Annotated in this window: 15 protein-coding genes; 6 read left to right on the top strand and 9 right to left on the bottom strand. The window is 68.9% G+C overall.

Annotated elements, in window-relative coordinates; all coding sequences use genetic code 11:
- Positions 1 to 4: 4 nt before the first annotated feature.
- Positions 5 to 952, bottom strand: a complete 948-nt coding sequence (locus NO930_RS05540) for a DMT family transporter (protein ID WP_256402769.1) — start codon at positions 950 to 952, stop codon at positions 5 to 7.
- Between the two features lie 183 nt (positions 953 to 1135).
- On the opposite strand from NO930_RS05540, the gene NO930_RS05545 reads away from it, so the two are divergent.
- Positions 1136 to 1618 carry an Lrp/AsnC family transcriptional regulator gene (locus NO930_RS05545; protein ID WP_137784505.1) on the top strand — a complete coding sequence of 161 codons (483 nt, stop codon included), beginning with the start codon at positions 1136 to 1138 and terminating at the stop codon, positions 1616 to 1618.
- Positions 1619 to 1632: 14 nt separating this feature from the next.
- On the opposite strand, the gene NO930_RS05550 is transcribed toward NO930_RS05545, so the two are convergent.
- From NO930_RS05550 to NO930_RS05570, 5 genes are all read right to left on the bottom strand, one after another.
- Positions 1633 to 2094: a DUF5804 family protein gene (locus NO930_RS05550; protein WP_137784506.1), complete on the bottom strand. Its 462-nt coding sequence runs from the start codon at positions 2092 to 2094 to the stop codon at positions 1633 to 1635.
- A 72-nt stretch (positions 2095 to 2166) separates the two neighbouring features.
- Entirely contained in the window at positions 2167 to 3369 is a 1203-nt protein-coding gene (locus tag NO930_RS05555) for a methionine adenosyltransferase (protein WP_256402770.1), read from the bottom strand.
- A gap of 89 nt (positions 3370 to 3458) precedes the next feature.
- A complete protein-coding gene (locus tag NO930_RS05560) occupies positions 3459 to 4580 on the bottom strand; it encodes a pyridoxal phosphate-dependent aminotransferase (protein ID WP_137783458.1) in 1122 nt (373 codons plus the stop codon).
- 67 nt (positions 4581 to 4647) lie between these two features.
- Positions 4648 to 5388: a tRNA (adenine-N1)-methyltransferase gene (locus NO930_RS05565; RefSeq protein WP_137783459.1), complete on the bottom strand. Its 741-nt coding sequence runs from the start codon at positions 5386 to 5388 to the stop codon at positions 4648 to 4650.
- A 10-nt stretch (positions 5389 to 5398) separates the two neighbouring features.
- Positions 5399 to 5818, bottom strand: a complete 420-nt coding sequence (locus tag NO930_RS05570) for a nascent polypeptide-associated complex protein (RefSeq protein WP_137783460.1) — start codon at positions 5816 to 5818, stop codon at positions 5399 to 5401.
- 135 nt (positions 5819 to 5953) lie between these two features.
- Between NO930_RS05570 and NO930_RS05575 the strand changes: the two genes are divergently transcribed.
- A complete protein-coding gene (locus NO930_RS05575) occupies positions 5954 to 6727 on the top strand; it encodes a creatininase family protein (RefSeq protein ID WP_137783461.1) in 774 nt (257 codons plus the stop codon).
- Between the two features lie 21 nt (positions 6728 to 6748).
- Here NO930_RS05575 and NO930_RS05580 read toward each other — a convergent pair whose 3' ends face one another.
- The 3 genes from NO930_RS05580 to NO930_RS05590 all read right to left on the bottom strand — a co-directional run bounded on the left by NO930_RS05580 (position 6749) and on the right by NO930_RS05590 (position 9788).
- A complete protein-coding gene (locus NO930_RS05580) occupies positions 6749 to 7447 on the bottom strand; it encodes a 6-hydroxymethylpterin diphosphokinase MptE-like protein (protein WP_137783462.1) in 699 nt (232 codons plus the stop codon).
- 159 nt (positions 7448 to 7606) lie between these two features.
- A complete protein-coding gene (gene folP, locus NO930_RS05585; protein WP_256402771.1) occupies positions 7607 to 8938 on the bottom strand; it encodes a dihydropteroate synthase in 1332 nt (443 codons plus the stop codon).
- A gap of 319 nt (positions 8939 to 9257) precedes the next feature.
- A complete protein-coding gene (locus tag NO930_RS05590; RefSeq protein WP_256402772.1) occupies positions 9258 to 9788 on the bottom strand; it encodes a DUF192 domain-containing protein in 531 nt (176 codons plus the stop codon).
- 136 nt (positions 9789 to 9924) lie between these two features.
- Between NO930_RS05590 and NO930_RS05595 the strand changes: the two genes are divergently transcribed.
- The 4 genes from NO930_RS05595 to NO930_RS05610 are packed head-to-tail and all read left to right on the top strand — an operon-like array spanning position 9925 to position 12516.
- Positions 9925 to 10512: a DUF8114 family protein gene (locus NO930_RS05595; RefSeq protein WP_137784855.1), complete on the top strand. Its 588-nt coding sequence runs from the start codon at positions 9925 to 9927 to the stop codon at positions 10510 to 10512.
- Positions 10509 to 11423 carry an RNA methyltransferase gene (locus tag NO930_RS05600; RefSeq protein WP_256402773.1) on the top strand — a complete coding sequence of 305 codons (915 nt, stop codon included), beginning with the start codon at positions 10509 to 10511 and terminating at the stop codon, positions 11421 to 11423. The genes NO930_RS05595 and NO930_RS05600 overlap by 4 nt, the downstream gene beginning before the upstream one ends.
- Positions 11424 to 11428: 5 nt before the next feature.
- A complete protein-coding gene (locus NO930_RS05605; RefSeq protein WP_256402774.1) occupies positions 11429 to 12112 on the top strand; it encodes an AzlC family ABC transporter permease in 684 nt (227 codons plus the stop codon).
- Positions 12109 to 12516, top strand: coding sequence for an AzlD domain-containing protein (locus tag NO930_RS05610; protein ID WP_256402775.1), 408 nt, complete (start codon positions 12109 to 12111; stop codon positions 12514 to 12516). Before NO930_RS05605 ends, NO930_RS05610 begins: the two co-directional genes overlap by 4 nt.
- Positions 12517 to 12535: the final 19 nt, after the last annotated feature.

Genomic DNA, 12535 nt, shown 5'->3' on the forward strand with positions numbered 1-12535 from the left:
CCGACTACCTGAGCAGGCTGTCCGCGTCTCCGCTGACTCCGACGTACGCGGCGATCTCGTGGCGTTCGAGCGCGAGGAAGCCCGCGAGGATCGCGACGAATCCCAACACGGCTTCGGCCTCGATCAGCTGTCCGAGGAGCGCCCAGCTTCCGACCGCCGCGACGACCGGCTCCGCGTAGCCGACCAGGTGCAACTGCGCCGGCCCTACCGTGTCGAGCAGCGCGAAGTAGATCAGGAAGGCGACGACCCCGGACAGCAGCGTGAGGTACGTCAACGACGCGACGGCGGTGGCGTTCCAGACGATCGCTCCCGGCGACTCGCCGAGCAGGCCCGCGCCGACGAACAGCTGCCCGGCCCCGAGCACCATCGCCCACCCCTGCAGCGCGGCGACCGGGAGGTCGGTGCGAAGCGGCCGGAGCAGCACCGCGCCGAGCGAGAACGCGACCGCACCGGCGAACGCGAGCGCGACGCCGAGGAGGGCGGAGCCTCCGAACCCGGACGCGACCGGGTCGGCGATCACGACGACGCCGAGGATACCGAGCGCGAACCCGCCGACCTCGACCGGGCCGAGCCGCTCTCCCGGAAGCAGCGCGGCGGCGAACGTCGCGGTCAACACCGGCGAGAGGCTCACGATGACGGCCGCGACCGCGCCGGAGACGTACAGCTCGCCGACGTACAACAGCCCGTGATACGCCGCGATCACGAACGTGCCGGCCACGGCCACGCCGAGCCACTCGTCGCGGCCGCGGGGGACGAAGCGGTCGGAGACGAGGACCGCGAACCCAAGCACGACGGCCCCGGCGACGGCGTATCTGACGCCCGCGAACAGCAGCGGCGGGAAGTAGTGGAGGCCGGCCTCGATGGCGACGAACGAGGTCCCCCACAGCGTCGCGAGGAGGAGGAACGCCCCCACGATCGATTCGGACGAAGAAATCGGTGATCGTAGACTCATTGGTTGTCAGTTCGAAATACACAGAGATAGTTAAACTACACTCTCGAATACTGCTGATTTTAGGATGGACAATCACGCATTTGAATACAGTGCAACTGGCTCTCGAAATGTGGAGTCGTTTTCGTACTCGACTCCAAGTATGTCGGTCGAAATATATACGGGTTCGTCACGCGAAGCGAGGGTATGGACGAGCGCGACGTGCGGTTGGTGAAGGCCATCTCCGATCTGGGCACTGGGAGCCCGGAGCGGCTCCACGAGGAGACGGGCATTCCGGTGTCGACGATCCACTACCGGCTGAACAACCTCCGGGAGGCCGGCGTGATAGAGAACGACCTGTACGACCTCGACCACGAGGCGCTGGGTCTCGGAGTGACCGTCATCGTCGAGGTGCTCGCGGACTACGACGGACCCTACGAGGAGTTCGCCGACGAACTGCTCGGGGTCGAGGGCGTCACGGAGGCGTTCTTCACGATGGGCGAGACGGACTTCGTCGTGCTCGCCCGGCTCTCCTCGTCTGACACCGTCGAACGGCTGATCAGCGACTTCGAGGCGATTCCCGAAGTCGAGCGGACGAACTCGACGTTCACTATCGCGACCCTGCGCGACGAGCCGCGCGCGCCGGCGACCTACGAGTTAGAGACGCTCGTGGACGAACTGACCGACTGAGGTTCCAGAAGCGGTCAGCTCTGCGTCTCGTCGAACTCGGACTCGCTCACCCGCACGACGAGCGTTCCGTCGGCGTCCCCGCGGTCGTGCGTTGGCGTCTCGCCCTGCGTCCGGCGCACGTACCGCGGGTCGACGGGCTCGCCGTCGACGAGATCGAACACCTTCAGTCGCTGGTCGGTCTCCTCCGGCGGCACCGCGCCGTCGCGTACCGCCCGCGCGAGGTCGCGAGAGAGCCACTCGTCGGTCGATATCGACGGCTCGCGGACGATCGCCTCGTCGGCGAAGCGCACGAGGTACCAGTTGAGGTCGTTCAGAAGCGAGACGGCCGCGCCGAGACTCACCGTATCGACCGCGAGGCTGTTCGCGAACGGCTCCTCGATGTCGTAGGTTGAGAGCGCGTCCCGCGCCGTCTCGCGGGACAGCAGCTCGTAGGTGAGATCGACCGCCGGATCGCCGAGGAGACACACCCGCGTCACACGTCGCCCGACTCGCTCGCTCGCCAAATCGGTTGCGGTCGGTCGGATGCGGTCGGTCGGGTGCGGATCGGTTCAGAACGTGGAGGCGTCGCCGTCGATGACGCTCCGCGTGACGTCCGTGACGTCGGCGAGCTCCCTGTCGACGATGGCGACGACGTCGTCTTCGATGTCCGCGAGGTCGACTCCCTCGGTGGTGACGATCTGCGCGTCGGCGACGTGCGGCTCGTCGATCGGTCGGCCGATCTGCGAGAGCAGCCGGACCTGCAGGTCGCGGATGCCGTCGACCTCGGCGGTGACCGACTCGGCGATCCGCGTCGACAGCAGGTTGTAGATCTTCCCGATGTGGTTGACGGGGTTCTTGCCCGAGGTCGCCTCCATCGACATCGGCCGGTTCGGCGTGATGAGCCCGTTCGCGCGGTTGCCGCGGCCGACGGAGCCGTCGTCGCCCTGTTCCGCGGAGGTGCCGGTGACGGTGAGGTACACGGAGCCCTCCTCGTAGTCGTCGGCGGTGTTGACGTCGACGCTGACCTCCCGGTCCGTGCGGTCTTCCGCCAGCTCCGTGACGAACTCCCGAACGTCGCTCACGGCGTCGTCGTAGTCGTCGAGCCCGTCGACGTACCGGTCGACCATCGCGGCCGCGACCGTGATGTCGATCCGGTCGCCCTCCCGTTTTCCCATGATCTTCACGTCGGGGCCGAGTTCGGGGTGCTCGTCGTGGTACGTCGTGTTGAGTTCGCGCTCCGCCTCGTAAACTATCGTCTCCGTCTCGGTGAGGGGTGCGTGGCCGACGCCAAAGGACGTGTCGTTGGCCATCGGGACCTGTTGGGTCTCCTCGCCGAACACGTCTTGGAGGTCACCCGACCCCTCGCCGAGCTTCACGTCAACGACGACGTCGGTCCCGTACTCCAGCTCCGGGATCGCCTCGGCGAGGTACTCGCGGGCGGCCGCCAGCGCGGTCGAGTCGACCGGGAGCTGTTCGCCGTCGTACTCCTTCGTGGCTCGGCCGACGATGAGCAGGTAGATCGGCTCGACCACCTCGCCGCCGCCGTAGGCGGGCGCGGCGCGGCCGGCGACGAGCTGCGTCTCGTCCGTGTTGTAGTGGAGCACCTTTCCGACGCGGTCCAAGTAGAGCTGTGAGAGCGCCCGCGAGACCGACTCCGCGACGCCGTCGCAGATCGAGTCGGGATGACCGATCCCCTTTCGCTCGACGATCTCGACCTCCTGGTCCTCGACCGCCTGCCGGTCGAGGCGGCTGACCTGAATGTTCCGGTCCATTGGCGAGTCGTACTCCGTCGGCGGCAGTATAACTTGCGGAAACCTCCGAGCACTCGTAAATGCGTGTGGGGAATATTGCGGCCGCTCGTTCAGTTCACGGCCTCGTAGGCGTCGGCCATCAGGTCGAGCGCCTCGCGCAGTTCGGCCTCGTCGGTCGCGTACGAGATCCGCGCGTGGCCGGCCCCGCCCTCGCCGAACGCCTCGCCGGGAACCACGACCACGCCGCGGTCGAGACACTCGTCGACGAACCCCTCCGGGACGCGGGGCATCGCGTAGAACGCCCCCTGCGGCGTCGGACAGTCGAGTCCGATCTCAGCGAACCCGTCCAACACGAGGTCGCGCCGACGCTCGAAGGAGTCGGTCATCTCGTCGACGATCGCGCGGTCGCCCCGCAACGCGGCCTCTGCGGCGTACTGAGCCGGAGCCGACGCGCACGCCTGCGCGTACTGGTGGACGCGCAGCATGCGCTCGACACGCGCTTCCGACCCGTACACCCACCCGAGCCGCCAGCCCGTCATCGAGAACAGCTTCGAGGCGGAGTTGACGACGACGACGTTGTCGCTCTCGGCGAACTCGATCGGCGAGCGGTGCTCGCCGTCGAACACCGTGTACTCGTACACCTCGTCGGAGACGCAGAGCACGTCGTGTTCGTCGGCGATCCGCGCGAACTCGCGGACGTCAGCCTCGGAGGAGACCGCACCGGTGGGGTTGCCGGGGGAGTTCACGACGAACGCCGCGGTGTCGTCCGTGATCGCCGCCTCGATCGCCGCCGGGTCGATCGTGAGGTCGTCGCGGAGCGGGACGGGAACGGGGTCGCCGCCCGCGAGCTTCGTCAGCGCGTCGTAGGAGACGAAGCCGGGGTCCGGGATCAACACCTCGTCGCCCTCGTCGACGTGCGCCTCTAAGGCGACGTGAAGCGCCTCGCTGCCGCCCGCGGTGGCGATCACGTCGTCCGGGTCGAGGTCGATCCCCTGGTCCGCACGGTGCTTCTCCGCGATCGCTTCGCGAAGCGACCGAGTTCCCTTGTTCTCGGTGTAGGCGTCGGCCTTCCCGGCCTCGATGGCGTCGACGGCGGCCCGCCGCGCGTGTTCCGGCGTCGGGAAGTCGGGCTGTCCGAGCCCGAGATTTATCGCGTCGTCGCCGGCCGCCTCGAACACCTCGCGGATCCCACTGATGGAGATCCGTTCGACTCGATCGGAGAACGTCGTCATACGCGTTCGGGGGCACCGCCGGCAGTTAGGTCTTGTTACGTCGGTTCGACCGTCGCGCTGCAGCCGATCACGGCGCGCGGCCGAACACCAGGTAGCCGGTGTGGCCCACGCCCGCGGTCGACGGGCGGGAGCCGCGGTCGGAGAAGTCCATCTCCCGCTGGATCGTTTCGAGCGTCTCGACGCCCTCGAACCCGGCCTCGCGGGCGGCGAGCGCGGCCTCGCGGGTCCCCTCGACGAACGGCGAGTAGACGGCGAGGCGGCCGCCCGAGACGAGCAGGTCGGTCGCCCGTTCCACGACCGCCGGCGCGTCGCCGGTGTCGAGCGTGAGCGCGTCGAACGGCTCCCCGTCTGCGAGGTCGTCGAGCGCTTCGGTGAGGTCGCCGGCACGCACCTCGACGCGGTCGTCGACGCCCGCGGTCTCCATGTTCGCGCGGGCGACCTCGGCGAAGTCGGGGTCGATCTCGTACGTGGTCACGTCCGCGCCTGCGCGGCCGAGGTAGGCGGAGAGAATGCCCGTTCCCGTCCCGGCGTCGAGGACGCGGTCGCCGTCCGAGATACCGGTGTGACCCATCACTAGTCCGACATCGCGGGGCATCATCGGTGCGCCCGTCCGTTCGAGGTGGTTGAAGAGATCCGGACCGCGGAGCTCACGGACGTCGAAGACGGTCCCGAGGTGGGTCTCGACGGTGTCGCCGCCGGCGACGTCTTCGGGGACCTCGATCACGCCGAGGTCGGTTCCGAACTCCTCGCCCGGCTCCAAGAGGTACTCCCGGTCGTCGTGGACCAGCAGGTACGCGGCGTCGGTCACGCCGAACCGATCACTCCAGCTCCGCGATGGCGGTCGCGAGGTCGCCGTCGGCGTCCTCTAGAGCCTCGCGGGCCTTCGGCTCCGGAACGCCGGCGCGCTCGGCGACGAGCGCCACGTCTTCCTCCGGAATGGCGTCGACCACGCCCGCGTCGCGCGCGGTCGGGTCGGGGTCGTCGCCCTCGACCGCGGGCGCGTCTCCGCTCGCGCTTCCGCCCGCCCCGGCGTCCGCGACCTCCTCGGGCGACCCCACGATCTGGTAGGTCTCCTGCCCCTGCGCGTCCATCTTGGTGACTTGGGCACCGTCGAAGACGAGGTCGCCGTCGGCCGTCTCGATGACGACCCGCTCGGCGTCGAGTTCCTCGACGTCGATCCCCATCTGTTTCATCATCTGTTTCATCTTCCGCGGGTTCATGCCGCCTCCTCCGAACATGGGTCCCGATTCGGCTGGACGACACAAAAAGGGTGACGACACGGGACGACGACGTGAGGCCGGCGTCGCTCTCTCGGTTCCGGTTCGCTCCGCCGGAGACGGCGGGTTGATACGTCCCGACCGCGACCCGTCGATATGTACATCGCCGACCAGACGTGGCCCGAGCTGCGCGAGTCGCTCTCCGAGGAGTCCGTCGCCCTCGTCCCGCTCGGGTCGACGGAACAGCACGGACCGCACCTGCCGCTCGCGACCGACCACCTGATCGCCGAGGCGCTCGCGACGGCCGCCGCCGAGGAGACCGGCGCGGTCCGCACGCCGACCGTGAACGTCGGCGTCAGCCCCCACCACCGCCAGTTCTCCGGGACGATGTGGGTCGACGCGCCGGAGTTCCGCGACTACGTCGAGAGCTTCACTCGCCACCTGACCTACCACGGGATCGACCGCGTCGTGTACGTGAACGCCCACGGCGGCAACGTCCAGCACCTCCGCGAGGTCGGTCGCCGGCTCCACGAGGACGGGGAGGCATACGCGATCGAGTGGATGTGGGACGAATCGATCCCGGAACTCGTCGACGACCTGTTCGAACACAACGGTCCCCACGCCGGCCCGAAGGAGACGGCGATGATCACGCACATCGCGCCGGACCTCGTCCGCGACGACCAGTTCGAGAACGCCCGCGACGACGGGCTCGTCGATCTCGAGGGATCGGACGCGCGAGTCCACGGCGCGCGGACGTTCTACGACTCGATCGACAACTCGGCGAACGGTGCCTTCGGCGACCCGACCGACGTGACGCCAGAGAAGGCCGAGCGGCTCTTCGAGGCCGCGGCCGACCAGCTCGTGCAGCTGACCGAGTGGCTCCGGGCTCGCGACCGCGACGAGCTGCTGCCGGAAGACCGGGTAGCGTGACCCTACCGGCGGCGAAGGGCCCTACCGGTCGAGCCCGTCAAGCGCCGCGTCGAGCGCGCCTCGGTCCCGGCCGTCGAGGACCCCGAACCGCTCTCCTCGGCGGCGTTCGAGCCATCGCAACAGCCGCTCGGCCCAGCCGAGCTTCTTCGCCTTCATCGGCCCGACGCTCGGGTCGTCGAACTCCCACCCGGGGAAGACGAGCCGACCGGCCCCGACGTGGTCCGCGAGGAACGCCGCGCGGTCGCCGTCGGTGAACCCGCCGAGGTTCCGGACCGGACCGACCGGGGCGGCCTGCGTCGTCGACAGCGTCCACGCGGACTCGAACCGCGGGAGCCACTCGCGGACCGCGGGGACGTTGTCGCCGTGCGCGTGCGCCGCGACGGGTACCCCCTCGCGGGTCAGCCTCGCTGCAGTCTCCGGGTTCTTGTCGAGGTCGGTCACCATGCAGTCGACGGTCACGCCGCACGCGAGGAGGGTGTCGGCCGCGGTGGAGGCGGCGACGACGACGTCGGCCTCGCGCGCGGCGTCGACCTCGTCCGTGAGGCAGGGAGCGGCACCCGCGATCGCGACGGTCTCCCCTCGCCAGTCGTCGAACCGATCGAGCGGGAACGGCGTCGACCGTGCGGCGGCGACGTCGCGCGCGCGCTCGTCGGCCTCGCGCCCGAAGCCGAAGTCTGCGAGAATCGCCTCGTAAGCCGGCTCGAACGTCTCGAAGTTCATCGTCTGTTCCCTCCACACGCGCGAGTCTGTGGCGACGCACAGCGCTGCCGCTCACGGGATCGAATATGGTATGGACCGGAGTAGCACAGAGTACCCCTACCCACGTGCCCCTCCGGCGTCCAGTGGATGGGTTGTCTGCACGACGGCATAAACTTTCTCTTACCTTGAGCCCGCGTCTATCGATTCGAGTGCGGCGTCGAGCGAGGCAGAGACACCGGATACGGCCGTTTGGACCGCACCGATCGCCGTCGGAGTTCCGACGAGAACGCCGCCCATCGCTTCCTCCCCCCCGTCTCCGGCTGATCGGCCGATCGAACGCCGGCCGCTCTGGCTTCCGCCGTCGGCCGTAGACGGGGACACAGCGACCTCGCGCTCGACTCCGGCGAGCGCGAACGCCGCGCGGGTCGCGGCGGCGTCCGCACCCGACCGGCCGTCGGCGTCGGAGCGCCCGTTCGTCTCGTACTCCGCGGCGGGGGCGGTCGTCGCGGCTCGGAGCGCGCCGACGGCCTCGTCCGTCAGCCCGCCGAGTTCGTAGGTGTGTACGACGGCGTCGCCGGCGACGGACCGGTCGGCGGCGAGTCGGTCGAGGTGGCGTTCGGCCTCGCGGACGGTCGTCACGTTTAGTTCCTCGACGGTGACCGCGTCGTCTCCTCCCGTCCCGGCCCGGCCGGTCCGCGCGCGGTCCCGAGTGAACTCCGCACCGACGAGCGCCGCGTCGCTCGTCTCGGCCACGTCGTGGGTGCGGATCACGTGTGCGCCGCGCTCGACCGCCATCGCGGTGGCCGCCAGCGAGACGGGAAGCGCCTCCTCGGTCGTCCGCCCCGCGATCGTCTTGAGGAAGCTCTTGCGGTTGATCGAGACGAGCAGGGGGCGACCGTAGCCGCGGAACTCCCGCAGCCTGTGGAACGTCTCGCGGTCGTCGGCGTGGGTCTTGGCCTCGGACCAGCCGCCGAAGGCGGGGTCGAGGATCGTCTTGTCGGTGAACCCGTTCCGCGAGAGCGCCTCGTAGATCTCGTCTACGTCCTCGATCGCGCCCGGTCGCTCCAGATCGGGCGGCGAGGCCATCTTCGAGACGGCGGCGTCGTGCTCGCGACACACCCGCGGCATCTCCGGGTCGGCGAACCCGCAGATGTCGTTGACCATGTCGAAGCCGCGCGAGAGCGCCTCGTCTGCGACCTCGTGGTAGCGCGTCTCGATCGACCAGACGGCGTCGCCGGCGGTCGATTCCAGGGTCTCGACCGCGGTGTCGAGCCGCTCTAACTCCTGCTCGGCCGAGAGCACCTCGAGGTCCTTGTTCGCCGATTCGAGCCCCACGTCGACGATGTCCGCACCCTCGCCGATCAGTTCCTCGTCGACGTACTCGGCCGCCTCGCCGGGGTCGTCGTACACGCTCGGGTCGTACGGCGACTCCTCGGAGACGTTGAGCACGCCCATGATCCGCGGCGGGTGGTCGTCGCCGATCCCGAGCCCCGCGGCGTCCACGTTTCGCATACCACAGCCACGGGCGCGAGCGACATAAACGGGGCGAGTACCCGACGCGCTCGCCGGGGATCGGCGACAGCGATTGTTTATAAATAGCCGGCGGTGCGATCGGCGCATGTCTGCGGTCGGCGCGTGCCTGCGAGGCCGCTCCGCGGCCGAGCAGCACCGCGCGAGGGAGTCGGCCGCCCTCCGCGTCGCTCCGGGCGGCCGACGAGGCTGGGGAGGCGTGAGGTGCTGTGCGGAGCGGTGGGGCTTTGGAGGAACTCGCTACGCTGACAACCGCGTATAACCAAACGAGGCGTTCGGCCCGCCCTCGACACGCCTCTGCTTATAACTCGAACGCCAACGAATCGCCGACGGTGACACCGTTGCGGTCGGTCCACTCGTAGGGGACCTCCAGCACGTACTGGCCCGATCCGGGGTACCGCTGGTCGTTCCCGTCCTCGTTCGGTCCCGGTTCCGGCGCGTGGTGGATCCGAGTGAGCTCCCGATCGGCGTCGGCGTAGACGATGTCGATGCCGAAGCTCATCTCGCGCATGACGTACGTCAGGCTCTCGCGGGGCGCGTCGTAGACGAACAGCATCCCCGCGTCCTCGGGCAGCGACTCCGCGTCGCTGAGTCCGAGGTATCGCTTCTCGCTCGTGTCTGCGACCGCGGCCGTCACCGTCTCTCGGATCTCCCCGTCCGGCCCCTCGACCGCCACGCGCGTCGCCTCGTAGTCGGCGTACGGACCGACGGGCCAGTCGGGTGTCTCGTCGCTCTCGCCCGACTCGTCTTCCGTCGGACCGTCCCCGACGCACCCCGCGAGTCCGCAGAGTGCGACGGCACCGGTCGCGGTCAGGTATCCCCGGCGTCGCATCGATACGGTAGAGGCGACACGCGCGTAAATGTCTCACGAGGTCCCTCGCACACTCCACGCGGGCGCTCACACGCACGAGTCCGCCGTTCGTTCCCGGAAGGACGCGCTTTTATCGCCGCCTCGCGTACGTTCGCGCATGGCGAAAGTGAGCATCGGCCTCCGCGGATGGCGGTTCGATGAAGACGAGATACTCTCCGACGACGAGGAGCTGAAGCCCCTCGACGAGATTCCCGAGGAGCCCCGCGAGCGACTCCTCAGGCTCGTCGCCCTCGTCGAGGAGCCGTGCGACGTCTGCTATCTCGACCACGGTGAAGAGGAGGTTCACCGGTGCAATCAGGCCGAGATCGTGTACGGCGAGCCGAACGGCGAGGTGCTGTTATGCCCCGAACACGAGCCGGAGTTCATCTACTGGTTCCGCGAGGAGGGAGGCAGCGAGCACGCCGGCGAACTGGAGTTCGGCGACCGGTTCCACGAGTGGGTCGCCGCGGGCAACGAGGCACCGGAGGGGTACGCCTCCGTCGAGCACGTCGAAGAGGACCCGGACGACCTCCCGGACCTGCCCGATCAACAGGACATCCAAGAGCGCGTCGAGCAGGACTTCGAGGGCGAGCGGATCGACATCCTCGAACTCGCCGGAGAAACCGACGACGAGGACGAACTGAGCGAAGACGACCTCACCGACTCGGACGTCGACCTCTCGACCGACTACCCGTCGAGCCGATGAGCGGGGCGGACGCAGACGAGACGATGACTTCGACGGACCGCGGGGGCGACGACGAGACAGACCGTTGTGAGAGCGACGACGAGACGGACCGAGATGGGACCGACGTCGACGCCGAGGCGACGGACCGCGACGGTGCGTCCGCACGCCGAAAGCCCGTCGTGGTCGTCGTCGAACCGGAGACCCCGGGCAACGTTGGGACGATCGCTCGGGCGATGAAGAACTTCGGACTCGACGACCTCAAGCTCGTGAACCCGCCCGAACTGGCGGAAGACGGCGAGGCCTACGGGTTCGCTGGCCACGCCCGCGAGGACGTGCTCCCGAACGCGGACGAGGTGACCTTCGAGGAGGTCGTCGCGAACTACCACACCGTCGGAACCACGGCGATCACCGGTGAGGACGACCAGAGCCACGAGCGGTTCCCGTTCAAGACGCCCGTCGAACTCAAGGAGTCGCTCGCGACCGTCGACGCGCCCACCGCGATCGTCTTCGGCCGGGAGGGTCGCGGACTCAACAACGAGGAGCTGTCGCGACTCGACGAGGTGTGTTCGATCCCGGCGGACGACGACTACCCCGTCCTCAACCTCGGACAGGCCGCGACGGTGCTGTTGTACGAGCTTCGCGACCTGACCGTCGGGGAGACGCAGTTGCCGGACACGGCAGTGACGCGCGCGCCGGAGGCGGACGTGGAGCGCTTCCACGGCTTCTTCGAGGAGTTCCTCGCGTCGACCGGTCAGCGCGAGCACGTGCGCGAGAAGAACGCGCTCTTGATGCGTCGACTGCTCGGTCGGGCGCATCCCACGGAACGGGAGATACACTCGCTTCTGGGCACGTTCCGCAAGGCGAACACCAAGTTAGAGCACGCAGACCACCTCGCCGCGAAGTACGACGAACCGGTGTATCCGAGGGAGTGAGACGGATGGACCCGCTTCACGACGACCTCCTCGCCGGCGTGCGCGACGTCTCGCCGCTCATGCTCGGGATCGTTCCGTTCGCGCTCGTGGCCGGGATCGCCGCCGTCGACGCGGGCCTCGGGCTCGCGGAAGCCGTGGGGCTGTCGGTGATCGTGTTCGCCGGCGCGTCACAGCTCGCCGCCCTCGATCTCATCGGATCGGGCGCGCCGCTGGCGGTCGTCGTCGGGACTGCGGTCGTGATAAACCTCCGGATGGTGATGTACTCGGCGTCCATCGCCCCGCACTTCGCTCGATACGCACGGGGGGTTCGAGCCGGGCTCGCGTACTTCCTCACCGATCAGGCGTACGCGCTCTCCGTCGCGGAGTTCGGCGCGAGCGACGACCGGAGCCGTGCGCTGTACTATCTCGGCGCGGCGGTGTCGCTGTGGATCGTCTGGCAGATCGGCACGGTCGCCGGCGTCGTGGTGGGCGCGGGCGTCCCGGACGCGTGGGGACTCACTTTCGCGGTCCCGCTCGTGTTCCTCGCGCTTCTCGTCCCGGCGATGAAGGACCGACCGACCACGGCCGCGGGCGTGACCGGCGGCGCGGTCGCCGTCGTCGCGGCCGGCCTTCCGCTCAACCTCGGACTGCTCGTTGGGGCGGTCACCGGTATCGTCGTCGGACTGCTGACGGAGGGGCGATCGCGATGACGGGGGGCGGCTTCGCGCTCGTTGAGGGAGCCCTCACGCGTGGCGTTCTCGGTCAGTGGCAGGACGTGTTCGGGGGATCGTCGGACGTGTGGGCAGCGATCGTCGTCATCGGCGTCGCGACGTACGGGTTCCGGCTCTCTTTCATCTACCTGTTCGGGCGGATCGACGAGGTTCCCCAGTCGGTGAAGCGCACGCTCCGCTACGTCCCGCCGGCGGTGCTCGCGGCGCTCGTGTTTCCCGATTTCGTAACACTGGAGTCGTCGCTGATCGCGACGCTCGCCGACGAGCGGCTGATCGCCGGCGCGGTCGCCGGCGCGGTCGCGTGGCGCACCGAGAACGTGTTCGCGACGATCACGGTCGGGATGGTCGCGCTGTGGCTGTTCCGCTTCGTGGTGTTCGCGTAGGCGCGGCCGCGGACGGATC

This window comes from Halorubrum salinum, assembly GCF_024494575.1.
Classification (GTDB): Archaea; Halobacteriota; Halobacteria; order Halobacteriales; family Haloferacaceae; genus Halorubrum; species Halorubrum salinum.